This window comes from Oikeobacillus pervagus (assembly GCF_030813365.1).
GTDB lineage: Bacteria > Bacillota > Bacilli > Bacillales > DSM-23947 > Oikeobacillus > Oikeobacillus pervagus.
Genome location: NZ_JAUSUC010000009.1, coordinates 1 through 17,233, shown reverse-complemented (window position 1 = coordinate 17,233; position 17,233 = coordinate 1). Strand labels below are relative to the sequence as shown.

Below are 17,233 nucleotides of genomic sequence, written 5' to 3'. Positions count from 1 at the left end.
AAAAGTATGGTATAATAGTATATCCATGATTTTACAGGTGAAGGAGCTTCATTTAGATGATCCAAGACAAAGCAAATCGATTCTTTACCGACCATAGTGCTTCGATTGACATACTAGCAGATCGTATTAGTGAGAAGTTGGAGTGTCCAATTACCATTGAGGATGCTAATCATCGAATCATTGCGTATAGCCGCCATGAAGGGGAAGTAGATCCCGTTAGAATTGCCACGATCATGCGACGTCGAGTTCCGGAGCAAGTGATTAATAGTTTATGGAAAGTGGGGGCGATCCCGAAGCTGTTTGAAAGTGGGGAGCCTGTCGTCATACCGAAAATTGAAAATGTCGGATTAGGAGAAAGGGTAGCGATTTCTGTTTGGAAAAACAAAGAAGTATTGGGGTTTATTTGGGCGCATGCGACGACAACGTTTTCGAGTGAAAAAATGGATATATTAAAAGAGTCCGCAAAAGTAGTCAAACAAGTGTTAATGAAGCACCAGAAAAATCAAAGAGAAAATGATGAAAATTATCAAGAATTTTTCTGGAAATTGCTGACAGGTCATATAACAAAATGGAAGGATATGGAGAAAGAATGCCGGCATTTTGATCTGAATTTTGATGGTGTATTAGCTGTCATTGTTTTTGAATTTCAAGATAAGCTAGACCCATCTATTGAAAGTCAAGCCAATTATTTAATCGATAATATTCAAAAGATTCCGGTTCTCTGTCGGACATTTGAATCGAATCAATTGATCCTACTTACGAAACTTCCTACAATGGATCAACAAAAGCAGATCGATTCCTTTATTTCCCATTTCACTAATAAAATGGGGGAGAGACTCCAATCGATGTCTCATGTCACAGGGGCAGTAGGAGGTCTATATACAAAGCCTTCTGATATTCATCAAAGCTTTCAAGAGGCTTTATATGTCTTGCAAATGAAACAGCTCTTTCCTCATGAATGTGAAAAAATGGTCTCCTATGATCATTTAGGAGTCTTTCAGTTTATTCAAACCTTATATGAAAATAAAAAGAAGCATCATGATCGCAATTTGATTTTAGAAAAATTAACACAATATGATGAACAACATCGAACGAATTTATTAAAAACGATTGAAGTATTTCTACAATGTGATAGCAATGTAAATGATGCTGCAAAAATTTTACATATTCACATAAATACTCTATCATATCGTTTAAAGAGAATTTCTGAAATTGCGGATTTCAATTTAAAAGACCCGAACCAGAAAATGAATCTATATCTTCATTTGCTGATGTCTCGTATGGAATTGAGCGATTTGTGAAATTTCACAAATATCTCGCTTGTTTTTTTGAAAATTACATAATGAAAATTTCGTAAAATTGTCATATTATTATAGAGTAATTAATTCTTAGGGGGATGTAAATATGATTATCGGTGTACCTAAAGAAATTAAAAATAATGAAAACCGTGTGGCTATTACGCCTGCAGGGGTTGTGAATCTTACACAAGCTGGTCATCAAGTATTAATAGAAGCGACTGCTGGACTTGGTAGCGGTTTTACTGATGAAGAATATACACAAGCTGGTGCTAAATTGATTGAAAGCGCTTCAGACGTTTGGGGACAAGCTGATATGATATTGAAAGTAAAGGAACCAATTGCTTCTGAATATCCATATTTCCGAAAAGATCTGTTGCTTTTTACATACTTACATTTAGCAGCTGAGCCAGAATTAACGAAAGCATTAGTAGAGAAAGAAGTAACAGCTATCGCGTATGAGACTGTTTCCGTAAACCGTACATTGCCACTATTATCTCCAATGAGTGAAGTAGCGGGACGTATGGCTGCTCAAATTGGTGCGCAATTTTTAGAAAAGAACTACGGAGGTAAAGGGGTTCTACTTGGCGGAGTCCCAGGTGTTCAACGTAGTAAAGTGACCGTAGTAGGCGGTGGGATGGTTGGTACAAACGCTGCGAAAATTGCTATGGGATTAGGAGCAGATGTAACGATTATTGATTTAAATGCGGAACGTCTTCGTCAATTAGAAGATATTTTTGGAAACAGAATCCAAACGTTAATGTCGAATCCTCATAATATCGAAGAAGCTGTTAAACAATCTGACCTAGTTATTGGTGCTGTACTTATTCCAGGTGCAAAAGCTCCAAAACTAGTAACAGAAGAAATGGTTAAACAAATGTCACCAGGTTCTGTTGTTGTAGACGTTGCAGTTGACCAAGGAGGAATTTTCGAAACGGTTGATCATGTAACGACTCACGATGATCCAACATATGAAAAACATGGTGTGATTCACTATGCAGTGGCGAATATGCCAGGTGCGGTTCCACGTACATCTACAATGGCATTAACAAATGTTACGATTCCTTATGCTCTACAAATAGCTAATAAAGGATTCGTAAAAGCCATTCAAGAAAACCAACCATTAAAACTGGGTGTCAATACTTATAAAGGTCAAGTAACTTACGAAGCTGTTGCAAAAGACCTTGGCTATAATTACTCTTCAGTAGATGAATTATTGTAAGTATTCAAAAGATGTCTCTCTATTAGGAGGCATCTTTTTTCTCTCTCTTTTATTGAAATTCCCCCATACGCATCATTCATTATTTGAGAATAATCGATAATTATATTATGTAAACTATAATTTAGGGATGGCTTTTCATGACGATCTTGTAAATCCTTTTATATATATTGAATTTTTACTTAAATTGTGACATTGCCATTCATTATTCCTGGGGTAGTAAATGATTCTATTGGAAGTAATCTTAAATGAATAAAATGGAAATCATAAGAATCTCTTTTTTACCTCAATCTAGTAAGGAGATGGAGGTGAATGGGATATGACGGTTGCTACACAAATGCAACAGACGATTGCGAATTGCCAAGGAGTGTTGTCAAACTTAACAACTTTTTCTTTGGAAACAGAGGATCAAGCTGCAAAGCAAATGTTTCAAAATTTAGCGAAGCAGCAACAGCAAATTTTAGATAATTTAAATGCACGATATCAATATATTCAATCGCAGGAACCGCAGTTTAAAGAACAATGAGGTATTAAAGCAAAAGCTACAGAGCTGTCTTAATAAGTGTTTTCACCTTCAAACACTTATCGGGACAGCTTGTTTTGTTATGGGGCAAAGCCTGGTTTGTAAAAGGATGGGCCTTGTTTTTTTATGAAGAAAAAGTCAACCGCCAGATGTCCTTGTTGAGTATAGGTTGCCAATGAAATCCGATTTATTTCATCTTTTCGCAAATTATGAGCCATTAACTGCATTTCAAGCCGTTCATCATTTTTTTAAGTAGTGTAAATTATGTTGTAGTATTTGACCATCGATGATAATGAGGGTTGGGAAAAAGGTAGGAGATGGTTGTAACATAAGGGAGGAATTAAAAATAAAAAAGAACACCTAGATAGGAAAAGCTCTAGGCGTTTTAGACTTTAAGAAAACATCTTTTTGAAGAGTAAGACAAACCAGTTTTCTTTTTTTATTTCTTCTTTTACATATACATCTTGAACCGCGGCTTTCTCTAACTCAGGTGTTAAATAGTCAAAGGTGTCTCCAACTAGCTGGACCTTTCCAACTTTTTCGCCTTTTTCGACTGGAGCTTTGAGTTTTTGTTGTTCTGTCCATTTGGATGGAGTCAATGCCAGTTCCGCTTTTGCTTTCATAGGTTCATTCTTTAACACTAAAATTTTCTTTCTTTTGGCTGAAAGAGTGGTTGCATCTTGCTTTCCTTTTTCAACTGTAACGGTTCGTTTTTTCTCGGGTAGAAAATCAACAGGTGAAAGTTTTTCGTAATGCCATTCGTGGAATCCATAATCGAGAAGCTTCTTTGTTTGGGCAAATCGAGCCTTTGAAGTCCCTTGATTTTCTTTATTTTTCCCGTCGATAATCACCGTAATAAAGGTGCGTGAATCTCGCTTAGCTAGGGAGGTAAAGCCATATCCTGCCGCTTCGTTCGTTCCGGTTTTCATTCCGATGATTCCGTCGTAGGCGTATTTCCCGTTCGGAAGCATCTGATTTGTATTGATCATTTCAACGACGATCGTTTCTGTTACGTGAAAGGGTTTCTTTTCGATTTGTTCTGCGGAAAGTTGATTTGGAAAATCATGAGCGATACGGTAAGCAAGGATGGCCAGATCATGGCTAGACATATGGTTTTCATCTGTTGGGTTTGTCCCTTCGACGATATAAGGGGCAAGATCGGTATTATTCAGTCCCGATGTATTGACAAAGTAAGAACGAGTTAATTTCAATTCTTTTGCCTTTTGATTCATCATTTCAACAAAGTGTTTATCCGTTTTCCCGACAATCTCACCAAGTGCTCTACTTGATGCATTGGCAGATACGATCATCATCGAATCGTATAATTCTTTTACCGTATATTCTTCTCCTTCATAAAGTGGGATATTACTTAAACCTGGTTTCGTTGATAATAGTTGATCGATTTTTTTGGCTTTATAAACGGTATCCCAACTAATCGTGCCTTTTTGAATATTTTCTAATACAAGATACTGGGTCATCATTTTAGACATACTGGCAACGGGAAGGGAATCATTGATATTTTTTCCATAAAGAATTCTCCCAGAATTGGCATCGACAAGAATGGCGGACCTTGCCTGAACATCCAAATGGGAGGAGGCTTCAGATGTTTGAGGGATCACTATAAAGCTTGTACTAAGTAAAATCAATATCATGATGTGTTTCATCCATTTCATTAAGTTCACTTCCTATAAATAAAAATGATTAATCCTGCGATTTGAATTATTAAATTAAACAACTTCTAACTGAAAAAGACAGCTAGAGAATTATACCATAAACTATAGAAATAAACATCAAAAGTAGAAAAGAGGATGGGGGATCAAAAGGGAGGTAAACGGAGAAAAGATGGTTATGGTGGATTCCAAGTCTCTTTCTCCTACATCATCTTCAAGAAGTTGTTCATGTTTGAAAACATAACTAACAAGTGTCGCAACACATTTTTTCTTCATTGGAATGATGTTCACCCATTTTGCAGACCAAAGAATTGAGCAACTACCAGCGTGAAATTTACTGGATCAACTTACATAAAGAATTTCCAATATGACTTTATTAAAAAAATATATTCTATACAACTTGCATATTTTTCCTATATAATGAAAACAATCTAATAACGTTTAAAACTAGTTTTCATAATATACATTATTTTGGCATAAAAGCGGGGAAATCGACATAGAATGAATTGTAAGCGTTTTACACTGACAAATTCATCCATTGTGTGTTTGTTATCAAAAAAACATCGTGAAGGGATCGGATATCGGGTGAAGGAAAGAAGATACATTGGAGAAAAATGACAACATTCGGGTGTAAATTGTCATAATTTTCTTACAATCAATACAAATTATGACACACTTTTTTGACATTCTCGTATAAAGTAGTCATGACAACACCTAAAAATGGCAGAAAAATTTCTTATGCGAGAATAGACCTAGATGTTCAATAGATGAAGTGAAACCTATAAGAAAGGGGAATCCTGATGAATAATTTTTTTAGAAAGAGATTAACAAAAAGAAACTATCGGATGTTTCAATTACTCTTTCTTTTATTTATGGTTACATTTGCGAGTTTCATTATGGAAGAGTTACATTATTATTCTGCCACGCCTATACATATTACTATGTTTCTCATTTCATTTCTTACCGCTGTCGTGATCAAAATTATGAATGGAAAGCAAGTTATGATTTATGTTTTATTAGGAGTTGCCACTTTTTTCCTGAATATTGGAATTCTCCAATCGACTGCGCCGTTTTTTGCGATGACCTTGTTTGCTTTTCCATTATTAATTGTATACGGATTTCTTCTTCCTAACCCAATTTGGACCATCTTGTTAGGAATGGATTTCATTTTTATTTCCTTATCTTATTATGGGAAAACAGACCTTCAGTATATTAATACCGTCGTCATTGGATTGATTGTGAATACGATTATTTTCGCAGGGTTCATTTTTGCAATGAAACAATTAAAAAATCAAAATAGTCAGCTGCGTTTGAGTGAATCGAGTTTAATTAAAATCCTAAATATTTTTCCGAAACCCATCGTCATTCATCATAATGATCGGATTCTTTATCTTAATAAAGAAATGATGAATTTGTTGGATATTCAGGAAGATGATCAAGAAATTCTTCGGCAATCTATTTATCGATTTATTCATCCTGAACAGCATGATTTAATGCAAAAAAAATTATCAGAAGTTTATAAAGGGAATTCCACACGAAAGTATGAGGAAGTGAAGATGATTTCCAAGCATGGACGGCAAGTCTTACTCGATATGACCTCTGCTCTGACCGCCATGTATGGGAAAAAAGTATTTATTACTGTCGGAAAGGATATAACCGATTCAAAACAGCAAACAGTGGCACTCATTCAAAACTCGGAAAAATTAGCCTTAGTCGGACAAATGGCTGCAGGGATTGCTCACGAAATTCGCAACCCATTAACATCTATTAAAGGATTTATCCAATTATTAAGTAAAGAGATGAAAGAGAAACAAGAGATTTTTCGGTTATTGCTATCTGAATTAGATCGAATCAATTTTGTTGTAAATGAATTTTTAGTTGTGGCAAAACCAACTGCAGTAGAATTCAAACCCCATGATATAAACAAAATTTTATTGGATGTGAACTATTTACTCGAAACTCAAGCAATTATGAACAATATTGAAATTCAAATGAACACGGCTAGCCATTTACCTTTAGTGAACTGCGGGGAAAATCAATTAAAACAAGTGTTTATTAATTTGATCAAAAATGCTATAGAAGCAACTGCATTTGGGGGTAAAATTACAGTAACATCAGGGGATGTGAATGATGAGGAAATCTACATTAAAATTTCTGATACAGGTTGTGGGATACCGAAAGATCGACTTCCAAATCTTGGCCAACCCTTTCATACAACAAAAGAAAAAGGTACTGGTTTAGGATTAATGGTATGTTACAGTATCATTGAAAGTCATCAAGGGACGATGAAAATTGAAAGTCAAGAAGGCGTGGGGACAACAATTATTATTCACTTACCAGTGAGCACCCCAAATCAGACATCGCAAATGCAAGCAATCAAAAGCATCGTTTGAAAAAGGAAGGCAATCGCCTCCTTTTTTTGCGTTTAACAAAGGAATTCTTCTCCGCTTTTTAAAATAATTAATGCATTTATTTTCACTATTCATATTGTAAGAAGATTCACAAATTATCCATAAATAAGGAAAAGCCTAATATGATTGGAATCCCCACATGGGTATCGGTTTGAAGACAAAATACTTGTGATATTTTTAACAGTAGATATTGGTGAATCATGGTATCGTTGGAATTGAAAGGGGAGAGGATCAAATGAGAAAAAGGACGATTATGGCCATCGGGATTTTACTCATTAGTGGAATCGCGATTGGAGCAAAATTAGGTGAAAAGATTACAAATAATATTACTCCAAACTCCGTCACAACCATTGCAACTGGAAATCAAAAGGTGAAGCAATTAACCTTTAATCCACCTAGTATGGACCATCTTCCTAAAGGAGCAGACGGGGAGGAGATCCATTATGGGTACCAGCTCGTCGATTCAACGAATGATTTGCTTCCTGAAAATGTGGGGAATAATTTGAGTTGTTCCAGCTGTCATGCGGGTGCAGGTTTAAATGAAAATGTCTCACCGTTAGTTGGAGTTTCTTCTACATTTCCACAATACCGCCCCCGAGAAGGAAAGGAATTCACTATCGAAGACCGAATTAACGGTTGTTTCTTAAGAAGTATGAATGGTCAGAAACTTGAAAATGATAGCAAGGAAATGAAGGCAATGGTAGCTTACTTTGATTATATTTCACAGGGAGTACCGAAAAATGCAAATAGACCTTGGGCAAAACCAAATTCGATCGACAATTTACCAGTACCCAATATTAATGATGGAAAAGAACTATACGGAACATCATGTATCTCTTGTCATGCTGCAGATGGATCTGGGACAGGAGCGAATACGGGTCCTGCCCTATGGGGAGAAAATTCTTTCAATGATGGAGCTGGGCTTGGTCGGCTTTCTAAAATGGCAGGATTCATCCAGAATAATATGCCAATTGGTCAAGAAAATACGTTAACAGATCAACAAGCCGCAGATTTAGCAGCCTATATTTTATCGCAAGAAAGACCTGTCTGGAAAGGACATGAGGGAGACTGGCCTAAAGGCGGACGTCCGAATGATATTATAACGAAAGAAAAACGAGAACAAATGAGAAACGGGAATATAAATTGGGATGAAGTATTAAAAGTCAATCCGTAAATATCGTGAAAAGAAGAGCAAGGAATTGCTCTTCTTTTTTTCGTGAGAGGGAATATTGACGCATTCTGTAAAATAGACCGAAAAAAATAATATAAAATTGAAACATTTTGGTTAAACAATCGTATAAAAGAGTAGGTGAATTTATGATCTATAAATTTATCATTTGGATAAAGGTTAAAGGACGTTTCTAAAAGGATTCGTGTAATCTGTTGGAGGTGAAAAATATGAAAATATGGATTGGATCCGTCCTAGTTATTGCTTTATTAGGTGTTGGCTTTTGGCTCCTATTATCTCCATCCTTTAAAAAAGTTGGGGATACAGCTCAAAAAGTAAAAAAATATATAGAGGAGGATGACGATGGAAGTAAACACTGAGCCTAAAAAGGGAAACAATCGAAAAATAGTAGGTGGCGTTATTGTCGGGCTTACTCTTGCATTAGCTATTTTTATTACTTCATTATTTATTGAAAAAATCCCAAATGGATATGTAGGGGTTGTCTATAGTCCAAATGGTGGGGTGCAAAATGAAACACTCGACCAAGGTTGGCATTTAGTTGGTTTATTTGATAAAGTGACACGTTATCCAATTCGCATGCAAACAGTTAACTATAAAAATATTCAAGTGGCCACTTCAGATGGGAAAAATATTACGATGGATTTTGCTTACAACTATAGCATTCAACCAGATAAAGTGGTGTCCGTGTTTAATAAATTTGGGCCAGTAGATGTCAGTGTGATAGAAGATTCTTATTTAAAAACAAGATTTTGGGATGCAGGTCGTAAAGCCATCGCCAAATATTCGGTGATTGATACATATGGCGAAAAATCATCAGAAGCAGCGGTGAAAATTCAAGAAATCTTCTCAGAAGACGTATCTGATTTAGGATTTATCGTGGATAATTTAACTCTCGGTGTTCCGAAACCAGATAAATCTACCCAGGCTGCGATAAATAAAAGAGTCGAAGCAGCCCAAGAACTAGAACGTAAGCAAATTGAATTAAAAATTGCACAAGCTGAAGCTGAAAAGAAAAAAATTGAGGCACAAGGGATTGCTGAATACAATGAGATCATAAAGAAATCGATTTCCCCAGAAGTGATCCAAAATAAATGGATTGAAAAGTGGGACGGAAAAATGCCAAAAGCTACAGGCACTAATTCCCTTATTCAAATTCCAACAGACGATAAAAAATAAAATTTTAGTCAAAGTGCGTTGTGATCTCAAAAGTATATAATACAAAATCGGATTTACCATTAGGAATCAGGGCTAATAAACTCTGGTTCCTTTTTCCTTCTCATCATCTCAAAATGTCTAAGATGAGAAGGAGAAAATATGGCATATATGTCCTGGAATTCACTTGCTCTATCGTAATGAGCAGGGGGCTGTCATTTCAAACCCTATCATGAAGGCCCATTATGGCGGATACATATAGCTTTTTTCTATTGAAAATTTTGTCACATTCTTTCCCCTTAAATTGGTAGTTGGAAAGTCTCTTTTTAAGAGATTCTTATAAAAATGACCATCTTAAGGATTTGATTTTCCAGTGAACTACCCGTCAATGAATTGACTGAGCTTCTCGCTTCATCGGGCGGTCTATCGATCTGCCCTCCACGAAGGTTCATTCCGAACCTTGCAATGGTTTCAAATGAGTGGGTCTTTCCCACATGACAGGCATTATTTTACGTGGTGACTGTTCTTTCTTCACCACAACCCCATATAATGCAGTTTTCAAAGAACACTCGTTCTTGTAAGTAGTATATCATGTTTTGTCTTGCCATCCCACAAGGGGATTTCGACAAAAGCGTACTCTCATCTCTACTCTAAAGAGGTAGAGGATTCCCGTCCGCAATCCTAAAACTTATAAATTTCTTCTGTGTTTGGCTTTTAAGCCTAATTCGTTCATAAAACTTCTTTTCCTTTTTCCCTTACATCGATATCATACTTGTCTCTTTCTATATCCATAGTTTTGTTTGTGGTCAGGGTAAATGATTGTATTACCTACCCTCTTTTAGCTTTAAAATATTTATAGTAACCAGCCTTAGAGACTTGTAGCTTTTTCGCATGTCTTCACAATCAGATATTTGTACTTTAGTCCCTCGACTACTCTGAATTTGAATTTTTCCTCCATCAAAAGATCAGCTTGTCTCAATTTGATAACGTTTCTTTTCCTGTGAATGTGAATTCTCTGTAGCGTTTATCTACAGAATGGAAAAGGAACTAAAACAGATCGCAATAGTGATTTCGACTCATTCCTGAGATTATTTCCTATAGTCCCTAATTCCCTTTGATAAATATTTATGGGACAAATCATACAGTTTGGAAATGATTCCTTTCGTTCATTCCTGTATATTCTAATATTTGATATCCTGTTAAAAAATGGGTTATTTGGAAGGGGGGATAACTACAACATAAGATGTTAGTTCCCTCCCATCCGCATCTGTTCGTTTTGATTAGTTTTCTTACAACTTATATCTATTCTATTATGGCCAGTTTCACCTTTGGAACTTGAGTGTTCCATTTCTTAGTTCGAAAATTGCTTGTATCAGAATGTTATTCGGTGCCTCAAGCGAATGAAAGTAGTGGTTAAAAAAATGAAAATATTAAATGTAAACGACTTTTGCTCCGGAATTGATACAGTCCAGAAAAAATTGTATGCTTTAGAAGAACAAATGAAACAAATTCAAAAGGACGTCGACACAATTATTAGCCTTGAAGAGTCTTTTAAAGGGGCGGGAGGAAAGGCAATCCGCTCCTTTTACCGAGAATGTCACAGGACCTTTCTCTTTTTCTACCAAGAATTTAGTACGAGCTACAAACAAACTCTTAGAAATGTTATACAAGCTCTACGTGCGTTTGAATCAGCAGGAGATGGCTATATTAAGGAAGAGTTTTTAGAAGGAAAGGTAGAACAAGGGCTAGAAAATATCAAATCCGTCACAGAAGATCTCACCATAGAAGCCAATGGGATGATGGACAAAGTCTCAGATATTGTGAACTTAACGAAACTAAATGATGACGAGGTCCTCAAAAATATCGACTCGGCCAAAAACAAACGAGATGAGACCATCAAGAATCTGAATGAATTTGATTCAGATCAAACGAAAGCCCTCCACTCAGTCGAGCAAGATATTATGACGATGAAGAACTACATCCAACAAATGGAGTCTATGTTCCAAAGTGGCGACATCACCATCCAAGAATTTTCCAAAAAACAGTTCACAAAAGAAGAGGCATTCAACGATTTAAAAGAACGTTTGAACCAAAAGCTATATGAAAATGTCTTCGATCACTGCCAAAATCCGTTTTTAAGCAAAAAAGAATTTAATCGAATAAAAGATGGGGCTGTTAAAAAAGTACAGGTGATCGATGAATATGCTGTAGAAAAGAGTGATATTAGCGGCACGTACTATCAAATGAAAAATGGTTTGATTGTAAGGGAATATTATGAAAAAGGAATCCATTATCAAATCGTCGATAAAATTCCAAAAGAGAGAGTGAGTAGTATTCGAGAGCTCGACTCTTTCGTGGAAGGAACGCCTTTAGCCCCATTGGAATATATAAATCCCTCTAGCGGAGCGAAGAAGCTCGTTGTGGGTTTAGTAAAAAAACAGTCCAAGCCGATCAAATTTAAAGGTAACCTCGACAAATTAAAGAACTTTTCAATTCCTAATATTCTAAGAAAACCAGCCTTTGAAGGGATTGTCCATGATGTAAAGAAGGCGGATGTTCCGAAAAAGAAAACGAAGGAAACGATTTCTAGGGCTGAGAGATCGGGTACTAAGGGTATAGATAATCCTTCTGTAACCAACAAAAGTAATTTATATAGGGGTGATAGTTTACTTCACTCTCCAACTAGACCAAATGGAATTGGTAAACCTCATATATCGAGTTCAGGTGATTTAGTTCCAGCCAGTAAGGATGGTTTATATAAAGGGAGACAAGTAACTGTTATAGAGCATATACTTGGAGGTTATAGAAAAGGAGCTAAATCTAATAGCCCTTATACTAGTTTTACAAATAACAAAAATGTGATTGGAAATTATGGAGAAAATTCAATTGAACTAGATATATCAGCCTTAAGGAAAGATATACAGTCTGGAAAGGTAAAAGATGTTGTTATACTTTCTCCAAAACAAATTCAAAAGTTAATTGAAAGAGATGTTATTTCTTCTGATTTTTGGAAGAATAGAGCAATTAACTGGACTAAAAGGGATAATGAGTATTTGATTAAAGGGGAAGTTCCTAGCCAATATATAAAGGTTTCGTCTAAGGAGTGAGAATTTTGAAATTATACTTTCAAAACGAGTTTTTAGGAGATATACGTAATATTAATGTTGATGGTATGTGGATTAATGCTGAGATTACCCCTTCAAAAAATATAGACAAATTCAACGATTTTTTTCTAGCGATTGTTGATGAGGAAAATGATTTTGAAGAAACTAATTATAACGAAGAATGGTTAGATGATAGCAATTGGTATATTATTGATGATGAAAATAGGAGAATGGGTATATACATACCTGCAGTTTATCCTGATAGGGAAATTAACTGGAGGTGGAGATGATTTATAGATAGACAGTATTGATTATATTTATAGAGTATAAAAAACCTTGAGTGGCAATACGCCTTTCAAGGTTTTCTTTTTTGGTGGGCTACCTAGTGTCGAATGAACTACTAATTATTTACAGAATAGAGATAACGCTTTTAAACACTATATGATGTTTTAACAAATTCTTTAGTACGTATAACACCTTTAAAACGTAAGCTCTATCTATACTTTATTATGTTAAGTAAATAATCATAATATCATCAGTTACCACCATTTCTATTCTCCAAAGCCATACTTTCGCTTTCTCCCTGCCTTTTAAATTTTTTCGCAATTTTTACGTACATAGAACGATTACTATGGCAAGAGGACTACTCCACCTCGATTAACTCCTGAATGTCGATGTCTAACACTTTGCATACCGTTTCTAATGTAGATAGATAAACCCTATCCACGTTGTCTGAACATAGATGGCTTATTGTATTAGGACGAAGCCCTGTCATTCGTGCCAATTCACGTTGTGAAAGGTCACGTTCTTTAAGGACTTCCTTTAGCTTGATTGTAATAGGCATGGTACTTCCTTTCCTCTTATTAATGTTACCTTTTACGATACATCACAAACTTGTATCGGTAAAGGGGTTGATTGTATCGCTAAAGCCGCATACAATGAATTTATATTAAATATATCGGCTAAGCGTTACGTTAATCCTAATTTGCGTAACGGAGGGGGGAAAATACCATGAAAGTTATCGGATATATTCGAGTATCTACACAAGGTCAAGCAAGGGATGGATATAGCCTTGCTTACCAAGAAGATGAAATCAAAGCATATTGTCAGGCTCAAGGATACACGCTATTACACTTGTTTAAGGACGAGGGTATTAGTGGGGCTAAAGTGGATGAAGAAGCGTTAGAAGTGGACAGATTAGGTTTTCAGGAGATGTTAGAGTATCTCTACCACCATGAGGTGAATTATGTTGTTACGCTAAATACAAGCCGTTTATGGCGGTCGGACATTGTGAAAGTGTTAGTCCATCGAGAATTGAAAAAGTACGGAGTGGATATTTGGAGTATTGAACAACCGCAATACAGTATCCATAAGAAAGACCCTAGCGACTTTTTAATCAATGGCTTAATGGAGTTATTAGATCAATATCAACGATTAGAAATCACATTAAAACTAGGGAGAGGGCGAAACAAGAAAACCCAGCAGGGAGGCTATGCAGGAGGAAATGTCGCATTAGGCTACAAAGTGAAGAAAGGTCAAAAAAGGCTTGTCATAGATGACAGACAGGCAAAGACCGTACAAAGAGTGTTTGACTTAAAGGAAGAGTATCCTTCGTGGTCTTTAACTCAACTAGCGGAACAACTGAATGAAGAAGGACATCGAACAAAACAAGGAAAGCTGTTTACTAAAGTCCAAGTCAAACGGATTTTAGATAGAAAAGCCTTTTATAGTGGGTTATACCACTATGGTGACATAACAGCAGATGGCAAACATCGAGCCATTTTATAACGGTAAACAGATAGAGAAGGGATAGGCTTTCGTACCCTTGCAAGTCTCTAAGACTAACGCTCGACCTAAGGTTGCCGACATTCTCAGTCTTGCTTTAGCCGTTCTAACGAATATAGGGGTGAAGTTTTCTGATGGGAAGAGATAAGTATATTTATATAGGACTGGATTTACATAAATTAATACTGATAATATTCCTAACATGACTAAAAATGATATATTAGAGGGGTTACCAAGTAACTGGAAATACACTGAGAATAACGGTTTTGTTCATATTAGAGATGCTAATGGAAATGCCTGGATGAAAATTGACCCTCCTGACAAAGTTACAAAGTATGACCATGTTCATATTTTTGATGAAAGTGGTAATCCGCTTGATGTAAACCTAAACGTTGTGGATAGAAAAAGCCCGGATGCTCATATTCCATATAAAAAGTGAGGTGGAGTAACTTGAATGCACAGAAAATACTAAATGAAATTGAAGAACTGCATTATTGGGATGCTAGAGTACTGCAAATGGAGTCCAGTTTTTTTGGAGATGAACTTAGAATTGTATTTGAAGACACAGATTTTAATGTAATCTTACTTTTTACTGGATGTTCGAAATTCTCATTTGTAACAAGTGTTGATGATAGATTGAAACCCTTAAAAGAATTAACGAAAACTCAAATTCCTTATTTTATTCAGGATGTTGAGATTACAGATGTACAGATTGACGGAGAAGATATATTAAAATGTAATATTTTTATGCCGCCTTTAAATGTAGAAGTTATTTGTAATACTATACTAATTGAAAAAGAATAATAAAAGAACCTTGATTTGGCTAATGAGCCTATCAAGGTTTCTTTTATGTTGGGTGGGGATACTCAATGACGAATAGTTCAATTGTTATGCAGAGAATATGAGTAACTCCTGTAAGCCCCATATTAAGTTTTTACGAATTATATAGTACGTACAACACCTTTAAAACGTATGCCCTTTTTACTCTTTATTTTGTTAAGAAAATAACCATAATATCATCAGTTACCACCATTTTTATTCTCCAAAGCCATACCTTCGCATTCTTCCTGCCTTTAAATTTTTCGCAACTTTGACGTACATAGAACGATTGCTAGTACAAGAGGCTACTCTCATACCATGAGGTGGATTATGTTGTAACACTAAACACAAGCCGTTTATGGCGGTCGGACATAGTGAAAGTGTTAGTACATCGAGAATTGAAAAAGCATGGAGTGGACATTCGGAGTATTGAACAACCGCAATACAGTATTCACAAGAAAGACCCTAGCGACTTTTTAATCAATGGCTTAATGGAATTATTAGACCAATATCAACGATTAGAAATCTCGTTAAACTTCATTCAGCTGTTCAGCTAGTTGAATTAACGACCATGAAGGATCCTGTTCCTTTAGGTCAAACACTCTTTGTACGGTTATTGCTTGTTTAGAAGCGAGTAACAATGCTTGTTCCACTAGAAAGGCAGAGCAAATAATGTCACTCGTTCTAGCTGATGGAGAGGTAAAGCGTGAATACCAAATATCAAGAGACTTTATCATTCAAAGCATAGTAAGAGATATCCCTTTAAGAAACAGGAAATCAAGAAGGTGGATAAAAAGTTAAAGGTGACCATTCAAACGTTAGGTATGCAACTTGAAACTATGCCAGGGATTGATACGGTTACTTCCTCCGCATTGATTGCAGAGATTGGTGACATTCATCGTTTTGCCAATTCTGACAAACTCGCAAGATATGCAGGAATTGCCCCTATTAAGATGGGTTCGGGCGGTAAGGAAACGATGAAGAAAACGATGAAGAAAACAAAACAAGGTAATCGAAAGCTATATGACATCTTTTACAACTTATCTGTCCAACAAGTCCAAGTTAGTAAAGGTAGTAAAATACCTCGAAACCCTGTCTTTTATGCTTACTATAATCGTAAGCTAAGTGAAGGGAAGTCCAAGTCACAAGCCCTTCTTTGCATTATGAGAAGATTAGTCAGAATTATCTATGGTATGATGAAAAATAAAATGACTTATATTATGGCAGATCAACCAGAAACAAAAGCTAGTTAATCAATATGGGTGGTGGTTGAACAAACTGCCATTCTTTTATAAAGTACATTTTTAGATATTCCTAAGGGTACGGGTAATTTTGTTAAAGTTAATAATAAAACTATAATAATACTGCAACTGCCCCTAAAAAGGGTGGAGAGACAGTTGTAGGTCATGCTTTACAAAAACATGCAGGAAGAAATCCAGACATTTGGGGGAAAGTTAAAGGCGGACCCGACCAAATAAATCAAACAGCATTGAAACATCTTGAAGAAATTATGGATGGACCTTTAGGATTTATAAAAATTAAAAATCCTAAAGGAATAGAATTTTTGGAGAAAAAACTACCAGATGGGCGGGGAGTTCGATTAAATCTGGATGGAGCTTTTAAAGGGTTTATTGACCTGTAAAAAAGGTGGGTTGTAAGTGGAAAATTTAGAGATTATATTAACTGATTTTAATAAGAGAAAAATTGATAAATTAATTTATGAAGAACTTAAATTATCTACATTAAAACTTAAATCATCACATTTTTATCCTGAATTATTCACCGCAATCTAAAACTTTGAGAATTTCATGAATTTATAACGCTAAGGGAAATTGAGACCGAAAAAATAGCCTAGTTAGAGACGATTTGAAACGTGTCTTGCGAGAAAACCGATTTTTGGGCAGACTTGCCCCTTGGTGCGAGTTCGATTTTTTAAAAATGGCTATTTAGTTAAATGTTAGCTGCTGCACCCTGGTCAGTACATCCCAAAAGAAGCGTTCATAGACAAAGCTTGAGGACATTTTGAAATACAGTGAACGTCCGGATTTCACCAATTTACTCGCTAC

At 35.8% G+C, this 17,233-nt stretch carries 15 protein-coding genes and 3 pseudogenes; 16 read left to right on the top strand and 2 right to left on the bottom strand.

Annotation, left to right across the window (positions count from 1 at the left end; translation table 11 throughout):
* The first annotated feature begins 56 nt into the window (after window positions 1-56).
* The 3 genes from J2S13_RS05100 to J2S13_RS05090 all read left to right on the top strand — a co-directional run bounded on the left by J2S13_RS05100 (window position 57) and on the right by J2S13_RS05090 (window position 3,040).
* Window positions 57-1,301 (top strand): PucR family transcriptional regulator, encoded by a 1,245-nt coding sequence (locus J2S13_RS05100; RefSeq protein WP_307256632.1) that lies wholly within the window; start codon window positions 57-59, stop codon window positions 1,299-1,301.
* 103 nt (window positions 1,302-1,404) lie between these two features.
* Complete coding sequence (gene ald / locus J2S13_RS05095) at window positions 1,405-2,517, top strand: alanine dehydrogenase (protein ID WP_307256631.1); 1,113 nt, start codon at window positions 1,405-1,407, stop codon at window positions 2,515-2,517.
* Between the two features lie 316 nt (window positions 2,518-2,833).
* Window positions 2,834-3,040: a DUF1657 domain-containing protein gene (locus J2S13_RS05090; RefSeq protein WP_307256629.1), complete on the top strand. Its 207-nt coding sequence runs from the start codon at window positions 2,834-2,836 to the stop codon at window positions 3,038-3,040.
* Window positions 3,041-3,429: 389 nt separating this feature from the next.
* On the opposite strand, the gene J2S13_RS05085 is transcribed toward J2S13_RS05090, so the two are convergent.
* On the bottom strand, window positions 3,430-4,710 hold the full coding sequence (locus J2S13_RS05085; protein ID WP_307256628.1) for a D-alanyl-D-alanine carboxypeptidase family protein: 1,281 nt from the start codon (window positions 4,708-4,710) through the stop codon (window positions 3,430-3,432).
* A 797-nt stretch (window positions 4,711-5,507) separates the two neighbouring features.
* Between J2S13_RS05085 and J2S13_RS05080 the strand changes: the two genes are divergently transcribed.
* From J2S13_RS05080 to J2S13_RS05055, 6 genes are all read left to right on the top strand, one after another.
* On the top strand, window positions 5,508-7,100 hold the full coding sequence (locus tag J2S13_RS05080; protein ID WP_307256626.1) for an ATP-binding protein: 1,593 nt from the start codon (window positions 5,508-5,510) through the stop codon (window positions 7,098-7,100).
* A 253-nt stretch (window positions 7,101-7,353) separates the two neighbouring features.
* Complete coding sequence (locus tag J2S13_RS05075; protein ID WP_307256625.1) at window positions 7,354-8,292, top strand: c-type cytochrome; 939 nt, start codon at window positions 7,354-7,356, stop codon at window positions 8,290-8,292.
* Window positions 8,293-8,516: 224 nt separating this feature from the next.
* A complete protein-coding gene (locus tag J2S13_RS05070) occupies window positions 8,517-8,666 on the top strand; it encodes a DUF8570 family protein (protein ID WP_307256624.1) in 150 nt (49 codons plus the stop codon).
* A complete protein-coding gene (locus tag J2S13_RS05065) occupies window positions 8,650-9,483 on the top strand; it encodes a prohibitin family protein (RefSeq protein WP_307256623.1) in 834 nt (277 codons plus the stop codon). Before J2S13_RS05070 ends, J2S13_RS05065 begins: the two co-directional genes overlap by 17 nt.
* 1,397 nt (window positions 9,484-10,880) lie before the next feature.
* A complete protein-coding gene (locus J2S13_RS05060; protein ID WP_307256622.1) occupies window positions 10,881-12,566 on the top strand; it encodes a ribonuclease YeeF family protein in 1,686 nt (561 codons plus the stop codon).
* Between the two features lie 5 nt (window positions 12,567-12,571).
* A complete protein-coding gene (locus tag J2S13_RS05055; RefSeq protein WP_370873959.1) occupies window positions 12,572-12,853 on the top strand; it encodes a hypothetical protein in 282 nt (93 codons plus the stop codon).
* Between the two features lie 353 nt (window positions 12,854-13,206).
* Here J2S13_RS05055 and J2S13_RS05050 read toward each other — a convergent pair whose 3' ends face one another.
* Entirely contained in the window at window positions 13,207-13,407 is a 201-nt protein-coding gene (locus J2S13_RS05050) for a helix-turn-helix domain-containing protein (protein WP_307256620.1), read from the bottom strand.
* Between the two features lie 167 nt (window positions 13,408-13,574).
* Between J2S13_RS05050 and J2S13_RS05045 the strand changes: the two genes are divergently transcribed.
* From J2S13_RS05045 to J2S13_RS05020, 7 genes and pseudogenes are all read left to right on the top strand, one after another.
* Window positions 13,575-14,351, top strand: coding sequence for a recombinase family protein (locus J2S13_RS05045; protein WP_307256619.1), 777 nt, complete (start codon window positions 13,575-13,577; stop codon window positions 14,349-14,351).
* Window positions 14,352-14,550: 199 nt separating this feature from the next.
* A complete protein-coding gene (locus J2S13_RS05040) occupies window positions 14,551-14,787 on the top strand; it encodes a transposase (protein ID WP_307256618.1) in 237 nt (78 codons plus the stop codon).
* 11 nt (window positions 14,788-14,798) lie between these two features.
* On the top strand, window positions 14,799-15,152 hold the full coding sequence (locus J2S13_RS05035; protein ID WP_307256617.1) for a PIM7 family immunity protein: 354 nt from the start codon (window positions 14,799-14,801) through the stop codon (window positions 15,150-15,152).
* 323 nt (window positions 15,153-15,475) lie between these two features.
* Window positions 15,476-15,700, top strand: a pseudogene (locus tag J2S13_RS05030) (recombinase family protein); the annotation flags it as partial.
* Between the two features lie 91 nt (window positions 15,701-15,791).
* Window positions 15,792-16,420, top strand: a pseudogene (locus tag J2S13_RS05025) (transposase); the annotation flags it as partial.
* A 167-nt stretch (window positions 16,421-16,587) separates the two neighbouring features.
* A pseudogene (locus J2S13_RS17025) lies at window positions 16,588-16,809 on the top strand (tRNase toxin domain-containing protein); the annotation flags it as partial.
* A 16-nt stretch (window positions 16,810-16,825) separates the two neighbouring features.
* Complete coding sequence (locus J2S13_RS05020) at window positions 16,826-16,960, top strand: hypothetical protein (protein ID WP_307256616.1); 135 nt, start codon at window positions 16,826-16,828, stop codon at window positions 16,958-16,960.
* Window positions 16,961-17,233 lie beyond the last annotated feature (273 nt).